General features: G+C 42.9%; 13 protein-coding genes. All 13 read right to left on the bottom strand.

Going from position 1 to position 18,873, the window contains the following annotated elements; translation table 11 throughout:
* Positions 1-48: 48 nt before the first annotated feature.
* Positions 49-3,150 (bottom strand): DEAD/DEAH box helicase, encoded by a 3,102-nt coding sequence (locus tag J1C91_RS02915; RefSeq protein ID WP_002909062.1) that lies wholly within the window; start codon positions 3,148-3,150, stop codon positions 49-51.
* Between the two features lie 127 nt (positions 3,151-3,277).
* The gene (der, locus tag J1C91_RS02910) at positions 3,278-4,588 is read right to left on the bottom strand and encodes a ribosome biogenesis GTPase Der (RefSeq protein ID WP_002918434.1); all 1,311 of its coding nucleotides are present in this window, start codon (positions 4,586-4,588) and stop codon (positions 3,278-3,280) included.
* Between the two features lie 42 nt (positions 4,589-4,630).
* Positions 4,631-5,347: an NADPH-dependent oxidoreductase gene (locus tag J1C91_RS02905; RefSeq protein ID WP_125438286.1), complete on the bottom strand. Its 717-nt coding sequence runs from the start codon at positions 5,345-5,347 to the stop codon at positions 4,631-4,633.
* Positions 5,344-6,243, bottom strand: coding sequence for a primosomal protein DnaI (dnaI, locus tag J1C91_RS02900; RefSeq protein ID WP_009659093.1), 900 nt, complete (start codon positions 6,241-6,243; stop codon positions 5,344-5,346). Before dnaI ends, J1C91_RS02905 begins: the two co-directional genes overlap by 4 nt.
* Positions 6,244-7,398, bottom strand: a complete 1,155-nt coding sequence (locus J1C91_RS02895) for a DnaD domain protein (protein WP_125438289.1) — start codon at positions 7,396-7,398, stop codon at positions 6,244-6,246. It lies immediately after the preceding gene.
* Complete coding sequence (gene nrdR, locus J1C91_RS02890; protein WP_002894570.1) at positions 7,399-7,872, bottom strand: transcriptional regulator NrdR; 474 nt, start codon at positions 7,870-7,872, stop codon at positions 7,399-7,401. It lies immediately after the preceding gene.
* A gap of 172 nt (positions 7,873-8,044) precedes the next feature.
* On the bottom strand, positions 8,045-8,860 hold the full coding sequence (locus tag J1C91_RS02885; RefSeq protein ID WP_125438292.1) for an endonuclease/exonuclease/phosphatase family protein: 816 nt from the start codon (positions 8,858-8,860) through the stop codon (positions 8,045-8,047).
* A 17-nt stretch (positions 8,861-8,877) separates the two neighbouring features.
* Positions 8,878-11,070: a PTS transporter subunit IIBC gene (locus J1C91_RS02880; protein WP_125438295.1), complete on the bottom strand. Its 2,193-nt coding sequence runs from the start codon at positions 11,068-11,070 to the stop codon at positions 8,878-8,880.
* Positions 11,071-11,357: 287 nt separating this feature from the next.
* Entirely contained in the window at positions 11,358-12,047 is a 690-nt protein-coding gene (locus J1C91_RS02875; protein WP_002909043.1) for a response regulator transcription factor, read from the bottom strand.
* Positions 12,048-12,056: 9 nt separating this feature from the next.
* The gene (gene gndA, locus J1C91_RS02870; protein ID WP_002894560.1) at positions 12,057-13,481 is read right to left on the bottom strand and encodes an NADP-dependent phosphogluconate dehydrogenase; all 1,425 of its coding nucleotides are present in this window, start codon (positions 13,479-13,481) and stop codon (positions 12,057-12,059) included.
* A gap of 247 nt (positions 13,482-13,728) precedes the next feature.
* The gene (locus J1C91_RS02865) at positions 13,729-14,832 is read right to left on the bottom strand and encodes a hypothetical protein (protein ID WP_125438299.1); all 1,104 of its coding nucleotides are present in this window, start codon (positions 14,830-14,832) and stop codon (positions 13,729-13,731) included.
* Positions 14,833-14,926: 94 nt separating this feature from the next.
* On the bottom strand, positions 14,927-17,572 hold the full coding sequence (locus J1C91_RS02860) for a valine--tRNA ligase (protein WP_002909041.1): 2,646 nt from the start codon (positions 17,570-17,572) through the stop codon (positions 14,927-14,929).
* Positions 17,573-17,584: 12 nt separating this feature from the next.
* A complete protein-coding gene (locus J1C91_RS02855; RefSeq protein ID WP_032912576.1) occupies positions 17,585-18,862 on the bottom strand; it encodes a hypothetical protein in 1,278 nt (425 codons plus the stop codon).
* Between the last annotated feature and the right edge of the window lie 11 nt (positions 18,863-18,873).

Raw genomic sequence — 18,873 nt, 5'->3', positions numbered from 1 at the left:
TTCCTTTCAATCCTTCATTATTATAAACTATTCAGGCTATTTTTCAAGCTATTCTGCCGAAATTCCCAGAATTTCTCGAATTTCCTCCACAGAGAGACTGGATTTGGCTTCTACTCCGTCAAGAATAGTCGAAACCAGATTGCGCTTGCTCTCCTGCAACTCCTGTATCTTCTCCTCAATCGTTCCCCGTGTAATCATCCGATAGACTTCGACATTGCGCTCCTGTCCGATACGGTGGGCACGGCCGATGGCTTGAGCCTCAACCGCTGGATTCCACCAGAGGTCGACCAAGATGACTGTGTCTGCACCAGTCAGATTGAGACCGACACCTCCAGCCTTGAGGGAGATCAAAAAGGCTGAACGCTGACCGTCATTGAAGGCTGTTGTCATGTCCTGACGCTCCTTAGCCGGAGTAGAGCCTGTAATCTTAAAGGACTCCATGCCCATCTTGTCCAGCTCACTCTCGATAATATCCAGCATACCACGAAATTGTGAAAATATGAGGACACGACGATTACCATCTTGTATCTGTTCAAGTAATTCCCGCAAACTTTCCAGCTTACCGCTCTCGCCCTCGTAATCTTCCATAAATAGCTTCGGAGTATCACAGATCTGACGGAGGCGCATAAGACCTGACAGAATCTCTATCTTGCTGCGGTTGATTTCATCTTCTGTCGCATGGATAATTCTGTCCTGCATTTGTTTGAGCAGAGCCAGATAAATAGTCTTCTGGCTATCTGCCAATTCATTGCGATAGGCAACTTCAATCAAATCAGGCAATTCCTGCAGCACATCTTCTTTCTTGCGCCGCATGACAAATGGTTTGATATAGCGAGCGACTTTCTCAGCCGGCAGTTTTAAAAATTCCTTTTTGTTTGGCAAAAGTCCTGGCATGACAATCTGGAAAATAGACCAAAGTTCTCCCAGATTATTCTCAATCGGCGTCCCAGAAAGAGCATAAGTATGCTCCACTTCAAAATCCCGCAAATACTGGGCAATCTTGGTCTGGTCATTCTTCATCACCTGAGCCTCATCCAAAATCAGATACTGGAAGTGGTTATCCTTGTATTCTTCCACATCCTGCCTGAAAGAAGCATAGCTAGTAATGGTAATCTGATGTTTCTCCGCAATCAGCTCATCACGAACATTTTTCAGACCATAAACCACCGCCACATCCAAATGCGGAGCAAATTTAGCAAACTCATCGCTCCAGTTGTAAATCAGGCTGGATGGCGCCAAGATTAAGACTTTCTTAGAGTCATCTATACGCGAACTCAGAAAAGAAATCGTCTGCAGGGTCTTTCCTAGCCCCATATCGTCAGCCAAGATGCCACCGAATCCATACTTATCAAGCATGGATAGCCACTTGACACCCGTCTCTTGGTAATCCCGAAGGTCAGCCTTGACTTGCAGCTTGGGAAGAGGAAATTCCTCAGGGTGAGTCAGGTCAAAGGCTAGCTGCTGCACATCTTTTGAAAACTGTACCTTATCCTTGCCCTTAAAAAACTCTGCCAGTTGGTAAGCTGCTAGACTGCTGGTCTGAATGAAGCCATTTTTAGTCCGCTTACTCCGCAGCTGCTGCAAAGTCCGACTCATCTCCTTGGTCTCTTCATCGAAAATCAAGACTTGCCCGGACTTACTGATAAAGAAGTCCTGCTCCTTAAAGAGTGAATCAAGAACTGCGTCTATCTCTGACTGCGCAATGCCAGCAAAATCGAAACCAACATCTAAGAGGCCGCCCTTCATCTTGACAGAGATCCTTGGACTTTCTGTCTGTGCCAGTGCCTCTAACTCTTCTGTCATGCTGACACGGCCCAAAGCCTCAAAATTGGGAATGACTTCTGAGAAGAAATGATAAATTTCTTCCGGCTTCAGAGGCGGTCTCTGACTGTAAAAGTCTGCCACAAAACCTGCCTGCAGCATTTGCTTAAATACCTGCTGCTCATGCTCAAAATTACCTGCAAAAGGCAGACGTTCCAAATCTTTGCGAGTCGTCACTTTCCTGTCTCCATAGTCAAAGACAGTGTCCAAAATCAGACGCTTGTCAGGACCGATGTCAAAGTCAAACTTGGCTGTAAAGTCATGAATCATCATACTTTCAAGTGCTTCTACCCGACCAACCTTTTTAAACTCAGACAAACTGGAAGCCAGCTTCGTTCTCTCTGACAAGTCGAATTGCAGGCGCTTCAACCGATCATGCTCTATAGGCAACTCCCGTAAAGCCTTAATTAGTCTTATCTGCTGAGGATTTAGCTGGTAGAAGGTATCTCCATAAAAAATAAACTGACCATCATAAAGCATCTTATAATTCTTCTCAGCAATGACTAGCTCAAAATGCTCTTCATACTCTTCCACTTGGAAAGTATAAACTTCTGACTCTTCATGTAAATCTTGGAAAAAGACTTCACTGTAGTCATAAAGGCTGTATTCTAAGCGGAAAGAAGACAGATTCATCAAGAAGATAACTCCCTCTTCAAAGATGCTAGCCGGGAAGAAAAGATTGCGCCCAGCATTTGGGAAAATCAAAGAGGAATCTTGCCCCTGATAGTCGAGCACTAGTCCTTGCAGGAAAACGAGCAAATCTTGACTGGCTTCATCAAAATCCTCCAAATGAATAGCCTCATAGTAACTCTTACCAATCTGATAATGTCCGCCCTTTTCCAAGGTCCGAAGGAAGGAAAGAACGTCTCGGACAACATAAGAGCGCTCGTCCGGCAAGCGACTGATTCGGAGACTCCAGAGAAACTGCCCTGTATAAGAATCCTCCTGACCAGTAGCCGAAAGCTCATAACGAACCTGTTGATTGGATTTATCCGGCAAGACTTTATCCAAGAACAAGCTTCCAAAAGAAACCAGCTCTTGGGTCTCCTGACTGGTCAACTCCTCTTCTTCCATACTCTTTAGCACATCTTTTCCAGATGGAGCATTTTTCAGATAATACTCCAAGGCTGCCAGATGGGCACAGTATTTTTTCTTCTGGAAAAAGTCGCAATAACAAAAGATGACATCATCATCCAAGCTATAGCGCAGATTACACTCGTCCACACGAGCATATAAAAGAGAATCACTGACCTCAAGGATTACTACCTTATTGTTTTCAACCAGGGCAATTCCTTCTGTCCGAATCTTTCCAGGAATTAATTTTGCCATAATTACCACCTTACATTTATCTCACCATTATACCATACTTTCGACATAAAAAAAGAAAAGCAAGCTCTTATGCTTACTTTCATTTTTGCATATAAACGTATGTTTGTCAAATTGCTGTTTTACAACTCTACTTCCGCTTCCTTGCAATCAAGTGAATCGGGGTTCCTTCAAAAATAAAGGCCTTGCGGATTTGATTTTCCAAGAAACGCAGGTAAGAGAAATGCATGAGTTCTTCTTCGTTGACAAAGATGACAAAAGTTGGCGGTTTGGTCGCTACCTGAGTCGCATAAAAAATCTTGAGACGCTTGCCCTTGTCAGTCGGTGTCGGATTAATCGCGATAGCATCCATGATAACATCATTGAGGACCGCAGAGGGAATACGGGTATTCTGACTCTGACTGATTTGCTTAATCATGTCCGGCAGCTTATGGAGACGCTGCTTGGTCAGGGCAGAGACAAAGATAATTGGCGCATAAGACAAATACTGGAACTGGTCTCGGATATCTTCTTCCCAGTCTTTCATGGTATGGTTATCTTTTTCTAGCGTATCCCACTTATTGACGACGATGATCATTCCTTTTCCAGCTTCATGGGCAAAGCCAGCGATTCGCTTGTCGTACTCACGAATTCCTTCTTCGGCATTCAGCACCATCAGAACGACATCTGAGCGATCAATGGCCCGCATGGCCCGCATGACAGAGTATTTTTCCGTATTTTCATAGACCTTGCCTGACTTGCGCATACCAGCCGTGTCGATCATGGTAAATTCCTGACCTTCACTGTCTGTAAAGACCGTATCAATAGCGTCACGCGTTGTACCAGCCACTGGACTAGCAATGACTCGATCTTCCCCCAAGATGGCATTGATCAAGCTAGACTTGCCGACATTAGGACGGCCAATCAAGCTAAACTTAATCATATCAGGATTTTCAGCCACTTCTTCATTTGGCAGATTTTCAACGATCGCATCAAGAACATCCCCTGTACCAATCCCGTGGACTGAGGAAACCGGGAATGGATCACCCAAGCCCAACGCATAGAAATCAAAAATCTCATTGCGCATTTCGGGATTGTCCACCTTGTTGACCGCTAAAATAATCGGCTTATGAGTCTTATAGAGCATGCGAGCCACATACTCGTCCGCATCCGTAATACCTTCCTTGCCAGACACGACAAAAACGATGACATCCGCTTCGTCCATAGCGATCTCAGCCTGGTGTTTGATTTGCTCCATAAAAGGCGCGTCAACATCGTCAATTCCGCCCGTATCAATAATACTAAACTTACGGTTGAGCCAGTTTGCGGTCGCATAGATTCGGTCGCGGGTCACCCCTTCAACATCTTCCACAATGGAAATCCGCTCACCCGCAATCCGATTGAAGAGCGTTGACTTGCCGACATTGGGACGGCCGACAATGGCAATAGTTGGTAAGGCCATGTTTTTCCTCTTTCATTCTTTAGGACAGAGCCAAACTCCGCCCTATTTTTCTAATTTCTTTTCTTTGAACAATTGGTCAATAGCCTGATTAGGCTCCTGACCAAATTGGGCAGCTAGGCGCTGACTCCAGGTTTCCTTAGCTCGCTCGCCAGCATATTCAGTCTGTACGCGGTCATAGGCTTGAATAGTTGAACAATCCTGTTCACGATATTCTTCCTCAAAGACCACTGCTTCATAAGGCAGACGTGGCTTGACTGCATGGTTCTGGTTAGGAGTCCCCAGAGCAATCCCAAAGACTGGATAAGTGTAGTCCGGCAGCTTGAAAAGCTCTGCTATTTGACTAGCAGCATAACGAACCAATCCAATGATTACCCCGCCATAACCCAAACTTTCAGCTGCTAACAGGGTATTTTGCCCCGCCAAAGCGGCATCTACTGAGCTAATCAGGAGATTTTCTGTTCCCTCAGGATAAAAGTCTTCCGTATGCATGTGAACGCCCTTTTGAGCTCGATTGAGGTCACCAACAAAAAGCAGAAAGGCTGAAGACTGCCTAATGGCTTCTTGAGGCACCAAGTCAAAGAGGGCTTCTTTTTTCTCTTTGCTTCGCACCACAATGATAGAATAGGACTGAAAATTCTTCCAGCTGGACGCAGCTCGCCCAGCATCAATGATAGCACGTAATTCCTTATCCGAAATCTGCTCCTCCGTAAAGCGGCGAACAGACGTATGAGATTTCATTAAGTTAATCGTTTCATTCATCGGCGGTTCTCTCCTTCTAGGCGTACCTCCTGAGCCAGATACTTAATCCGCTCCATAACTCGCTTAGCCTGCCAAGTCTCATCGCCATTCTTAGAGCTGGCAAAGTGACGCTCTAAATCCGCAAAACTAAAGTTAGAAGTAAAGAAAGTTGGCAGATTTTCCTGCATACGGTGCTGGAGAATGACTTGCAAAATCTCATCGCGCATCCAGGGGCTAGACTGCTCTGCACCGATATCGTCCAAAATCAGCACTTGAGCCGTCTTGACCTGGTCAATCTTATCCTTGACCAAGCCAGAGCTGATCGCATTCTTAACATCCAAAACAAAGCTTGGGTAATGGAGAAGAGTCGTTGAAACACTGCGCTTCTCTGACAGATCATGCGCCAGAGCTGCCATCATGTAGCTCTTTCCGACTCCAAAATCCCCGTAGAGATAAACAGCCTTCTGATAATGAGGAAACTCAGCAACAAAGTTGGTCAACAGTTCAAAAGCTTTGTAGCGGCCAACATCATCCAGATCCACCTGAGCTAGACTAGCTTCTTTGAGGCTGGCTGGTAGACTGATAAGATTGAGACGGCTTCTAATGGCCTCCTGTCTCTCCTGCTCAATCAACTCAGGCGTTTCTTCATAGGCAACATCCGCATAGCCTTCATTTTTCACCAAGATTGGCTTATACCCCTTAGCAATATAGGTCTCGTCCCCCAGCAAAAAGCGATTGCGCTCCGTAATATACTGGTTAAACTTGGAGACACTGCGCTGAATCTCAGCTTGGGTCAGCTTTTCCTGCTGGATAAAGGCTGCCACATCTGGGTCCGCCATGATTTGCTTGACCAGCTCCTGATAGTCAAACTGCCGCACCCTATTCATATGAGGCATATTCTGTCCTATTTTCTCCATTTATTCGCCTCCTCCTTCAAGTTTGGCTAAGAGCCGACGTTTCTGCTCATCTAGCTCGGCCTGCTTCTCTGCGCTCGTTTCATTTTTATAATCCGGCTGACTCCAGTCAGGTACGTTGCTCTTGGTAGAGCCTTGTCCAGATTTAGCTGGACGGTTCTGGGGCTGCTGGTTGCGCTCACGGATTCTCAAGACTGCTTCCTCAGCTGTCGTCACCTTTTGATAAGAAAAATCATTAGCTACCTTGAGGGCATACTTTTCATTGAGATTGGCTGAATCCACCTTATTAAAGGTCAAGAGCAAGATTACGTTGATAACCTCGTCCAAAAGGCCTAATTCAGCTAAATCTAGCAAAAGCTTTCTCTCCGTCCTCGTAATAGCAGCCTGACGGGTTTTTTTGATTTCTGCCAGGAAAACCATTGGCGATGTTCGTTTCGCTTCTTGGATAATAGACTGCTCTTGCTTAGAAAACTGACCTTCTGCTGGCTTCTGAACTAGCTTTTGCTTCATCCGCTTGGTAGAAATGACCTGAGAAACGGCAGTTTCTCTAGCCAAGACATAGGTCTCATACCAAGTCCACTTCTTCTGCTCAGCAATTGCAAACAATTCTAGCACATCTTCCTTTTCATTGGCAAAGCGAAGATTGTCCTGAGCCATCCGTTGCTTGAAATACTCCAAATCAAAATCATTGGCCTTTCGCACTGCCCTTGGCTGCTCAGCTTCCATACCAAACACCTGCATAAAAGGCTTGATCAATTTATCTCCGCTAGGATTTTCTGGTCGCAGGGCTTCTGCAGCAGCTTCTCCGATTTTCTTTTCCAAGAGCCGGCTGTACACATTATGGCTGAAAAATTCCTCCGCCGTTAAGGTCGGGTGGAGTTGAACCAGATAATAGTCATCTGTTTGATAAAGATCTACTAGCTTAATCGCCGCTAAACGCTCAAAACTTTCTTCTAAAATATTAAGTCCAAAATCTAAATGATTGAGAATCTGACTGAAGAGGTGCTGTTTTTGCCCATTATCACCAAAAGACAGCAGATAAAGATAAAGCGTTACTGCTTCTCTCCCCAAAATCGGTAAATAGAGCTTGGTCAAGATAGCAATATCTGGGCTGACTTCATTGTTGCGCAAGAAAGAAAACTGATGGTTTGGTTTCATTTATTTGTCCTTTTTCTTCTTGGACCCCTTAGTAATCTGCTTGAGCAGGCTTTCCAGCTCGCCTACATCCTTGAAGCTGCGGTAAACACTGGCGAAGCGAACGTAGGTGATTTCATCCAGCTCGGCCAGTTCATCCATGACTAAGGATCCAATATATTCACTATTGATTTCATTGTCGCTCTGACTGCGGACTTTTTGCTCGATTCGGTTGACAATCTCCTCTATTTCGTCACTAGATACTGGCCGCTTTTGAGCGGAGCGAATAATACCGTTAAAAATCTTATCCCGAGAAAATTGCTCACGTGTCCCGTCCTTTTTGACAACTACTAGGGTTCTCTCTTCGACGCGCTCGTAGGTCGTGAAGCGGTGCTGACATTCCTCACACTCACGGCGGCGGCGGATTGTATTCCCATCTTCTGCCTGTCTGCTATCAACTACACTTGATTTATTACCACCACATTTCGGACAACGCATACCATTTCCTCCTAGAATCCTAATACTTCATTATAACACGTTTTCAAGAATAACAAAAGACAGCCGTTTTTGGGGGTGTTATTTCGCTATTTTACCCTAAATATGTGTTTATCAAAAAGAAAAAGCGAGGCAAATCTGTTGCATTCACAGCCTTGCCTCATCTTTTTTGTTTTTATAATGTGACTTGCACTTCTATACCAAAGTGGTCACTGACAACAGGTGTTTCTTTCCCGTCAAAAACGACTGCGGAGCGCTCAACGTCCATCCCTTGGCTAGTGAAAACATAGTCTATCTTCAGAGCATGCTTATTGTCGTCCCAGCCTGCGATAGTCCCTTCTACTGTCGCCTCACCGCTAGCTTCTTTTGCAGCAGTATGACTATCCTGTAGCTTCAGTGGACTGGCTAAGATGGTCTGGTAGCCTTGCTGGCCAACCGGGTTGTTGAAATCACCTATGAGGACCAGAGGAGTTTCTGCTTTTAGCAGCTCTGCTTCAAGCTTAGCCCATTCCCCCTGAAAGCCTTTGTCCCACCAAGACAGATGGCAGGAGGCAATAGTCAGCAATTGACTTTCTACCTCAGTCTCGGCTAGCAAGACCTTGCGGGTATGGTAATCCGTAGGATCATTGGCTTCTGATACCAGAACTTCTCTAGGAGCCATAGGATTTCTAGATAGGATTGCCACTCCTTCGTTGTAAATATCAAACCCAATATGATTATAGGCCCAGGACCAATGATAGTCCAGTCCTGCCTCAGCCAACTTTTCTACCAGACACAGAGCAAAGTTGTCTTGATGAATCGCAATCGCTCCTTCAACCGCCTGATAGAAAGGAGCCTGAACAACCTGTTCAGACTCCGTTAATTGATTGACTTCCTGCAGGCAAATGACATCATATTTTTCTTGAAGAATGCGTTCTGCAAGCTGATTAAGCTTGGTTTCTTGCTCTTCTTCCATCCAACTATGAGTATTTAATGTCAGGAATTTTGCCATGATTTCTCTTTTCTATATTACAATTCAACCTTAGCAACAACTGTCTTAGCAGATGCTTGACCAAGTTTTTCTACCGTCACAGACTTGATAGCTGCTGCATTTGTGAAGACTACGATTGTTGAAGTTTCACGTCCTGCTTCTTTGATTGCTTCCAAGTCAGCTGTGACTAGAAGATCTCCAGCTGCAACTTTTTGACCTTCAGAAACATGAACTTCGAATGGTTTACCTTCAAGGCTAACAGTTTCCAAACCAATATGTACCAAGACTTCCAAGCCATTATCTGTCACAAGACCGATAGCATGCTTGCTAGGGAAGACGCTAGTTACTGTACCAGCAACTGGTGAATAAATCTTACCATTTTCTGGCTCAACTGCAAATCCATCACCCATCATTTTTTGTGAGAATACTGGATCTTTAACATCTGCCAAGTCAATGACTTGACCGTCCGCAACAGTTTCAACTTCCTCAGTCACACCTTTGTAAGTAACTTCGGCTGCTGCTGATTCTGCTTTTTGGCTAGGAAGTGTTTCAGGAATCACTTCACCAGAATCCAACAAGTCTTGAATATCAGATTTAAGAACGTCAGCTTTTGGTCCGTAGATAGCCTGAACGCCTTGGCCTTTCATAACCAAGCCCATAGCGCCTTCAGCTTTCCACTGTTCTTCTGTTCCAACTTTTTTAGCATCTTTGACAGTCACACGCAGACGAGTCATACATGCATCTACATCTACGATATTAGCGCGACCACCCAGAAGGTTGATAACATTTACTGCTTGAGATGCTTCAGCAACTTTACCACTAGTTGACTCTGATGAAGAAGCTTCATCTGAACCATCTGCTGTTTCATAGTTACCGTTACGTCCTGGAGTTGCATAGTTAAACTTCTTGATCATGAAGTTAGAAATGAGGTACATCACAACACCAAAGAGGATCGTTACCCAGATGAAGTTGATGATATCCATTCCCAAGCCAGCATTGATGGCCATAGGAGTACGGGTCAAGAATTCGATAGAACCGAATGAGTGCACACGAAGGTTAACGATGTCAGCCATTGCAAACGCAGCACCTTGTACAAATGCATAAATGATATACAGCGGTGTTGCAACGAACATGAACATGTACTCGATTGGTTCAGTAACCCCTGTCAAGAAAGTTGCCAAAGCAGTCGCAATCATCATACCTTTGTATTTGTGCTTCTTGTCAGCATCCACATTGCGGTAGATAGCTGCTGCTACCCCCATAAGGATACCAAATGAACCAATCATCTGACCAACTTTGAAACGAGCTGGATGAACTGTATCAAGCAAGTGCTGGTAAGTAGAAGGATCAGCTGATTTAGTACCAACCAAGTCAGTTACCCAAGCCAACCACAGTGGATCTTGACCAGCTACAGTTGTTCCCGCACCAGAACCAGTAATAACGTGGTAAACACCACCTAGTTCTGTGTAGTTCATTGGGATGGTCAACATGTGGTGCAAACCAAATGGAAGCAAGAGACGTTCCAAAGTACCATAGATGAATGGTGCCAAAACAGGTGCAGTATCTTGTGAGTTAGCAATCCAAATACCAAAGCTGTTGATACCTGATTGAACAACTGGCCATACGAATGACAAAACAATTGCTACGATTACTGAGCGCAAGATAACAACGAAAGGTACAAAACGCTTACCGTTGAAGAATGACAAAGCATCTGGCAATTTACGGAAATTATAGTATTTGTTATAAGCTGTCGCTCCGACAAAACCAGCGATAATTCCGACAAAGACACCCATATTCAGAGCTGGTGATTCCAGAACGCTGATGAAATAATCAGAAACCTTAATTGATGCGCCAAACATTGTTTTAACTACAGCAGCCTTATCTGAGAGCATATCGCTGGTAACGCCAAACATAACACCAGTGATACGGTTAATCAGGATAAAGGAAAGACCTGCTGCGAAAGCACCGCCAGCGCGTTCTTTTGCCCAGCTTCCACCAATAGCCAAAGCAAAGAGGATATGCAGGTTACCGATAACCCCCCAACCAATCTGCTCTAAGACACCGCCGATAGTGACTAAAACACCTAGATTTGGATTAATCATCGGAATCGATTTACCGATACTAATCATTAGTCCTGCTGCCGGCATAACAGCAACGACCACCATCAAAGCTTTACCGAATTTTTGCCAAAATTCAAAGCTAAAAATGTTCTTGAATGAATCTTTCATCATTCAGACCTCCTTATATTTTTTGCAAACCACTCCTTTTTGTGAAATCGTTTGCATGTCGATACATCTATTATAGCACGATTTTTTATTTTGTAAAGGCTTTTATAAAAATATTTTCTCTTTTTTTGCATCCTAAAGTTTAAAATTTTTCTTTACGAACCACATTCTTGCTATATTTTAACGAAAACGATTGCATAGAATAACCAGAAAGTCCGCATTATTTCTCCTATTAATACTGTAACAAGCGCAAAAAAACTCCGTCTCTCAAGGAGAACAGAGTTTTGATTTTTTTATTCTTGCATGGCATAACCAACACCGCGAACGGTTTTGATATAGCTTGGCTGCCCTTCCACATCAATTTTACTGCGCAGATAACGAATATAAACATCTACAACGTTGGTCTCCGTTGCACTCTCGTACTTCCAGACACGCTCCAGTAGTTGCTCACGGCTCATGACCTTATTGCTGCCCATCAGGGTTACCAGCAGATCGTACTCCCGCCGCGTCAGCGCAATAACTTCCTCGCCACGGTAAACTGTGTGATTTTTAATATCCACTCGCAGATTCCTGTAAGAGGTCGGAATTTTCAAGAGGCTGCAGTGCTGGTCGATAAAGTCGCGCCCGCGGAAAATGATAGAGACACGCTCCACTAAATCACTGATAATGAAAGGCTTGACCACGTAGGAAACAGCAAAATGCTGGATTGCTTCCTGCTGCTCCGCAATCTCTTCGCGACTAGCCAAAACGATAATGACGGACGCTGGCTTAATCAAGCTCAGCTGCTGAGCAAAATCGCTGGCAGTCATATCTTGAAGATCATAGTTGAGCAAGAGCAAGTCATAATCCACATCCTTAGCCAGAGCCAGTCCCTCTTGGCCAGTCTCAGCTAAATCTACAAGAAAGCTTTCCTTTTGTAGTTCCAAACTCACAAACCGTGCAAGATTTTTTTCATTTTCTACTAGTAAAATTCGCTTTGCCATAGGCCTATCCTATTTTTCGTCGTACCAAGAATAGTGGTAGGTACCTTCTTTGTCTTTACGGTTATATGTATGAGCACCAAAGTAATCACGCTGCGCCTGAATCAGATTAGCTGGCAGATTTTCCGCACGGTAGCTATCAAAGTAAGCAATGGCACTGGAGAAAGTTGGTACCGGTACTCCTGCTTGCACAGCCAAGCTGACAACATCACGGACTGCCTGTTGGTACTTAGCCGTAATATCCATAAAGTATTCATCTAAGAGCAGGTTGGCTAGATCAGCATCACGGCCATAAGCATCTGTAATCTTTTGAAGGAAGCGGGCACGGATGATACAGCCAGCACGCCAGATAGAAGCAATCTCTCCGAACGGCAGGTTCCAGTTGTTTTCCTTAGAAGCCACACGCAATTGAGCAAATCCTTGAGCATAAGACATGATTTTTGAGAAGTAAAGAGCCTGGCGGATCTTTTCAATCAACTCTGCCTTATCTCCCTCAAAGGTGAAAGCAGCTGGTTTTGGCAATACCTTGCTGGCAGCCACGCGCTCATCTTTATAGGTAGAAATGTAACGCGCAAAGACTGACTCTGTAATCAGTGGCAGCGGCACACCTAAATCCAAAGAAGATTGACTGGTCCACTTACCAGTTCCCTTATTACCAGCAGCATCCAGAATGTAGTCAACGATTGGGCCAGCTTGACCTTCATCGTCCTTGCGTGTCAAGATATCCGCTGTAATCTCAATCAGATAGCTGTCCAGCTCGCCTTTGTTCCACTCCGTGAAGATGTCTGCCATTTCACTAGCTGAAAGCCCCAGCAAGTGCTGCATCAGGTCATAACTCTCAGCAATAAGCTGCATATCTCCATATTCAATCCCGTTATGGACCATTTTTACATAGTGACCAGCGCCATCAGGACCGATATAGGTAACACATGGTGCGCCGTCTTCAGGAGCTTTAGCAGAGATTTCTTCCAAGACATCCGCTACCAACTCATAAGCTTCTTTTTGACCACCCGGCATGATAGATGGTCCTTCCAATGCGCCCTTTTCGCCACCGGAAACACCTGTACCGATGAAGTTGATACCAGAGTTAGCCAACTCTTCATTACGGCGAATGGTATCCTTGTAGAAAGTATTCCCACCGTCAATCAGGATATCACCCTTATCCAAGTGAGGAAGTAAGGCCTGAATAGTCGCATCTGTACCAGGACCAGCTTGAACCATCAGCATAATCCGACGTGGCTTTTCGATAGAGTTTACAAAAGACTCCACATCATAGCTTGGCACAAAGTTTTTCTCAGGATGAGAGGCAATGACGTCCTCTGTCTTATTTGCTGAGCGGTTATAAATGGCAACTGTATAGCCACGAGATTCGATATTTAGGGCAAGGTTACGGCCCATAACAGCCATACCAACAACACCAAAATTTGCTTTAGTCATTATGTTCTCCTATAGTTTGTTTGTCTTATTTTATCATTTTTAAGGCTTAAAAGAAAGTATTAAGTCGGAGAGGGATGAAAGAGGAGAGGTATAGAAAAACCAAGCTCAGATGAAACTGAACTTGGTTGAGGGAATTTATAATAAAGTAGAGACATTCATAGTAGTCTCCAAATGCCTAGTTGGAAATGCCTTCTTGCTGAACATCGTGAATATCCTAATTTTGATATATTTTTTTTAGAAGTTAATTTTATTTTATCTTTAAAATTTTCTTAAAGAAATTCAAAAATTTGCCTTCATTAAAACCTCGCATTTGTTTTTCAACAAAAAGTCTTGTCTTTTCATCTGAATATTCTAATTCTTTATTTGGTAATAACTTTTTTAGAACCTCCCTAACATAATCATCAAGAGCTATTGAAATGCGCTCAATCTCATTTTGGTCAAATTTTATTCTATTTCCATGAGTATGCTGCGACCTAATCTTATATGCAATGGCAATATTATCAACAATTTTTTGCTTTTCTGTTGATTCCTCTGACAATAAATTAGCTGTTATATACTTTAGCTTTCTTCCCATTCTACGCGTACCGTCTTCAAAGGCATATAAACACTGTAGAACTTGCATATATTTATCAATTTTAGAAGCAAGTAAACCACTATTACGTGCTTCTTGTAAATAGACAAGTGCTCTAGAATAACTTGCAAATTTACTTCTATCTATTTTATCATTTTCAAACGAAGTATAATGATTGGTAATATGATTGCTCTCAATTTCTTTGGTTCCTATACGAGAATTTAAAATCGGAAATACTAATTCATAATATTTTTTTATACTTTTAATTTCTCTGCCATCAACTGAAACCAGTTGATGGCTCCCATTTGCCATTGTATAATTCATATCAGAATTTGAAGCAGAGTAATACCCATTCTCAATAATCGTATAAGCTAAATTCGATTGTACACAAGAATCTTTCAAAAGCCAAATAGCAGTTGATAAAGAGACAAGTTTAATTAGCAAATTATAATGATACTCACCATAAACTCTATCAGCAAGCTCTTTAATTTTTTGGTTTTTTATAGCTTCACTAGCCAATTGTTGATGATTTAATTTATCCTCATGCGAAAATTTTATTTCTTCAATCAAAGATAATTTATTCAAAAATTCTTCTAATCTGACACTACCAAAATATTCTTTAAATTGTTTTAAAAATTTCTTGTGATTTAAAAAATATTTTTTAGATAGATCAACTTTTATAGATACACCAATCTCATCAGTATCTCTAATAAAATTAAATAGCTCCAAATCTGTTTCACTAACTTCTAGAAAATTAAATTCCATAGTAATTATATTCATTATCTTCTCCTTAATCATTAAGTATAAGATTATATTATACCAAAAAAACACAGTTTTTACACCGTGTTTTCTTGTGTACATTCATCAAGTATGACTAAAGCAACTTCTTCATCTCATCAATCCGCGCCACTGTCGCATCGTACTTGGCTTGGTAGTCAGCTTGTTTGTCGCGTTCTTTTTGGACGACTTCTGGTTTGGCATTGGCTACGAAGCGCTCGTTAGAGAGTTTCTTGCCAACCATATCCAGCTCTTTCTGCCATTTGGCTAGTTCTTTTTCAAGACGAGCCAGTTCTTCTTCGACGTTGAGGAGGTCTGCCAGCGGTAGGTAGATTTCTGCTCCTGTGATGATACTAGACATGACCAGCTCTGGCACTGCAAGGTCTGCTGCGATTTCCAAATGCTCAGGATTGGTGAAGCGCTTGATATAGTTGACATTGTCCTTGAAGAAAACTTCCAGCGCGCTGTCTGTCGTCTTAATCAAGATGGTAATCGGCTTGCTAGGCGCCACATTGACCTCTGCTCTGCTATTTCGCACCGAACGGATCAGATCCTTGAGGGCTTCCACGCCAGCTGCTGCCTCGGCATTTTCAAACTCTGGACGAACCACTGGATAAGCTGCTGTCACAATGGTTCCTTCCGAGATTTGACCAAAGATTTCCTCGGTCACGAAAGGCATGATTGGGTGAAGCAGGCGCAGGATTTGGTCCAGCGTGTAAAGGAGGACAGAGCGAGTGATGACTTTCTCGTCTTCATTATCGCTGTAAAGCACTTCCTTAGTCAGCTCCACATACCAGTCGGCAAATTCATCCCAAATGAAGTTGTAGAGGATATGACCAGCCACACCGAACTCAAACTTGTCGAAGTTCTCAGTGACCTTGCCAATGGTTTCATTGAGGTTGTGGAGAATCCAGCGGTCGGTGACATTGCCAGCCTGACCAACCGCCACCTGAGCGACATTCTCACGTGCCGCATCCAGCGTCAAGCCTTCATTGTTCATGAGGATGTAGCGAGAGATGTTCCAGATCTTGTTGATGAAGTTCCATGAAGCATCCATCTTTTCATAGCTGAAGCGGACGTCTTGGCCAGGGGCAGAGCCGTTTGACAGGAACCAACGCAGGGCATCGGCACCGTATTTGTCAATGACATCCATCGGGTCAATCCCATTGCCCAGTGACTTGGACATTTTACGTCCTTCCTCATCACGAATGAGACCGTGGATGAGCACATTTTGGAATGGCTGACGACCAGTGAATTCTAAAGATTGGAAGATCATACGAGACACCCAGAAGAAGATGATGTCGTAACCTGTTACCAAGGTTGAAGTTGGGAAGTAGCGTTTGAAGTCTTCTGAGTCAACATCAGGCCAGCCCATGGTTGAGAATGGCCAAAGGGCAGAACTGAACCAAGTATCAAGTACATCTTCGTCCTGAGTCCAACCATCGCCTTCCGGCGCTTCTTCGCCCACATAGATTTCGCCGTCTGCATTGTACCAAGCAGGGATTTGGTGACCCCACCAGAGCTGACGGGAAATTACCCAGTCGTGGACATTTTCCATCCATTGGAGGAAGGTATCGTTGAAGCGTGGCGGATAAAATTCTACCTTGTCATCTGTAGCTTGGTTAGCAATGGCATTCTTAGCCAATTGATCCATCTTAACAAACCACTGAGTAGACAGACGCGGCTCAACCATAACGCCCGTCCGCTCTGAGTGACCAACGCTGTGGACACGTTTTTCGATTTTAACAAGGGCACCGATTTCTTCCAACTTGGCAATGACTGCCTTACGAGCTTCAAAACGGTCCATGTCTGCAAATTCGAAGGCCAAGTCATTCATGGTTCCGTCGTCGTTCATGACATTGACTTGTGGCAAGTTATGGCGTTGACCAACCAAGAAGTCGTTTGGATCGTGGGCAGGCGTGATTTTCACGACACCTGTCCCAAACTCAGGATTTGCGTGCTCGTCGGCAACAATTGGGATTAGTTTATTAGCGATTGGAAGGATGACATTTTTACCAATCAAGTCCTTGTAGCGTGGGTCTTCTGGATTGACCGCAACGGCAACGTCCCCAAACATAGTCTCAGGACGAGTGGTCGCAACTTCAAGGGCGCGTGAACCATCCTCCAGCATATAGTTCATGTGGTAGAAGGCGCCTTCGACATCCTTGTGAATGACCTCTATATCAGAAAGGGCTGTGCGAGCTGCTGGGTCCCAGTTGATGATAAACTCACCACGATAGATCCAGCCTTTCTTGTAAAGCTCGACAAAAACCTTGCGAACAGCTTTTGACAAACCTTCGTCAAGAGTGAAACGCTCACGAGAATAGTCTACAGAGAGGCCCATCTTGCCCCACTGCTCCTTGATGGTTGTCGCATACTCGTCTTTCCATTCCCAGACTTTATCGAGAAATTTTTCACGACCGAGGTCATAGCGGGAAATGCCTTGCTCCCGCAAGCGCTCCTCAACCTTAGCCTGAGTGGCAATCCCAGCGTGGTCCATCCCTGGCAGCCAAAGCGTGTCAAAACCTTGCATGCGCTTCTGACGGATGATGATATCCTGCAAGGTCGTATCCCAAGCGTGACCTAGGTGGAGTTTCCCAGTTACGTTTGGTGGTGGAATGACGATCGAATAAGGCTTAGCCTTTTGATCGCCTGAAGGCTTGAAAACATCGGCATCAAGCCATTTTTGATAACGACCAGCCTCAACCTCGGCTGGATTGTATTTAGGTGAAAGTTCTGTCATTTTAGTTCTCCTTTATTCTACTAAATAATAATATCTTCCATTTTTAGAAATTATTCTTACTTCTTTATCTAATAAGTCGTCAGTTACATTTTCAACTTCAAGTGAAGCATTCAATTGTTTATTTATCTTCTTAACAATCAAATTGGATAAACTATTATATTTCCAATCTTCATTTATTAAGGCGGGTATTTTATAAGCAAAACCTTCCAATCCTTTCTTAGTAAGTCTGCTTTTTTGTAAATCAATTTTAAATTTTGTTATGTTCTCATTGTGCCACTTAGCCAATTTGTGTCTGGCTTCATTTGATTGTTCAACATAGCTTCGAAACGAATAATAACATTGTTCAGATGAAATAGCACCTTTATTCAACAGATAAATTAATCGGCCAATTTCTTCTAAAATAGTAAGTAAATATTGTTGGTAATTTGTTAACTTTTCAAACTCATCAATGATTTCTTTATACTTATCAAAATCACAATTTTTACTTTTCGAAATTAAATTTTCAATTGATAAATTCACTTGTTGTAATAATTCGACCGCTTCATCTTCGTGGCGTTCCAAATTATCTAAAGCACGTTTTCTTATTTCATCGTTTTCAATAATTTCAACATTAAATTTAGAAACTTTTCCAACTTTACTTATCAAAGCTAAAATTCGAGCTTTAAACTCCATCTGTTGAAAATCGAATACTTTATCCAAACTTTCCAACATTTTCTCCATGTTATTATTTATTTCAGCCATATAATACTGACCTACAACCATAGAGGAAACATTCATCACATTAGCAACTGCATTAGTGATGGAACTAATATTTTGCCCTTTAGTAATATCAAATGGTACAAGATTTGCTTGACCAGTAAGTTTGCCACCTATACTATAACCACCTCTATATGCTCCTTGCAATTCTTTGGACTTGTAAAGTTTTGCTCCTTCTGGAATAATTACTTGAAAAATTTTTCCTTCTCTTATTTGAGTTGATATATTTTCGACAACTTTGTTACTAACAAAATTTGATAAACTGTTAGTTATTTGAGGGACAAGCGCATCAAGCCTAGCAACAACATTTTTATCTGAAATCTCACTGAGCTTGGCTTCGTCCAAATTTACATCGGCAGACAAGGAGTCAATTTGGGGCATTAATGACAAAAAAGTTTCATTAACTGCTAATATTTCACAATCATTATTCTCGGTAAATTCTTTAGAGTTGTTAGAATCTCTACCTTTATCTTGATAAAATTTATAAAATCCCAAAATTAAACTTATTACAAATAAAATAATAATCCAATACATCTCTTCTTTTC

This window comes from Streptococcus sanguinis (assembly GCF_050222175.1).
GTDB classification, from domain to species: domain Bacteria; phylum Bacillota; class Bacilli; order Lactobacillales; family Streptococcaceae; genus Streptococcus; species Streptococcus sanguinis_M.
This window is presented reverse-complemented; position numbering and strand designations above follow the sequence as displayed.

Coding starts and splice junctions, on each gene's coding strand:
- J1C91_RS02915 (WP_002909062.1), bottom strand. CDS start 3,150: ATGGCAAAATTAATTCCTGGAAAGATTCGGACAGAAGGAATTGCCCTG.
- der (WP_002918434.1), bottom strand. CDS start 4,588: ATGGCCTTACCAACTATTGCCATTGTCGGCCGTCCCAATGTCGGCAAG.
- J1C91_RS02905 (WP_125438286.1), bottom strand. CDS start 5,347: ATGAATGAAACGATTAACTTAATGAAATCTCATACGTCTGTTCGCCGC.
- dnaI (WP_009659093.1), bottom strand. CDS start 6,243: ATGGAGAAAATAGGACAGAATATGCCTCATATGAATAGGGTGCGGCAG.
- J1C91_RS02895 (WP_125438289.1), bottom strand. CDS start 7,398: ATGAAACCAAACCATCAGTTTTCTTTCTTGCGCAACAATGAAGTCAGC.
- nrdR (WP_002894570.1), bottom strand. CDS start 7,872: ATGCGTTGTCCGAAATGTGGTGGTAATAAATCAAGTGTAGTTGATAGC.
- J1C91_RS02885 (WP_125438292.1), bottom strand. CDS start 8,860: ATGGCAAAATTCCTGACATTAAATACTCATAGTTGGATGGAAGAAGAG.
- J1C91_RS02880 (WP_125438295.1), bottom strand. CDS start 11,070: ATGATGAAAGATTCATTCAAGAACATTTTTAGCTTTGAATTTTGGCAA.
- J1C91_RS02875 (WP_002909043.1), bottom strand. CDS start 12,047: ATGGCAAAGCGAATTTTACTAGTAGAAAATGAAAAAAATCTTGCACGG.
- gndA (WP_002894560.1), bottom strand. CDS start 13,481: ATGACTAAAGCAAATTTTGGTGTTGTTGGTATGGCTGTTATGGGCCGT.
- J1C91_RS02865 (WP_125438299.1), bottom strand. CDS start 14,832: ATGAATATAATTACTATGGAATTTAATTTTCTAGAAGTTAGTGAAACA.
- J1C91_RS02860 (WP_002909041.1), bottom strand. CDS start 17,572: ATGACAGAACTTTCACCTAAATACAATCCAGCCGAGGTTGAGGCTGGT.
- J1C91_RS02855 (WP_032912576.1), bottom strand. CDS start 18,862: ATGTATTGGATTATTATTTTATTTGTAATAAGTTTAATTTTGGGATTT.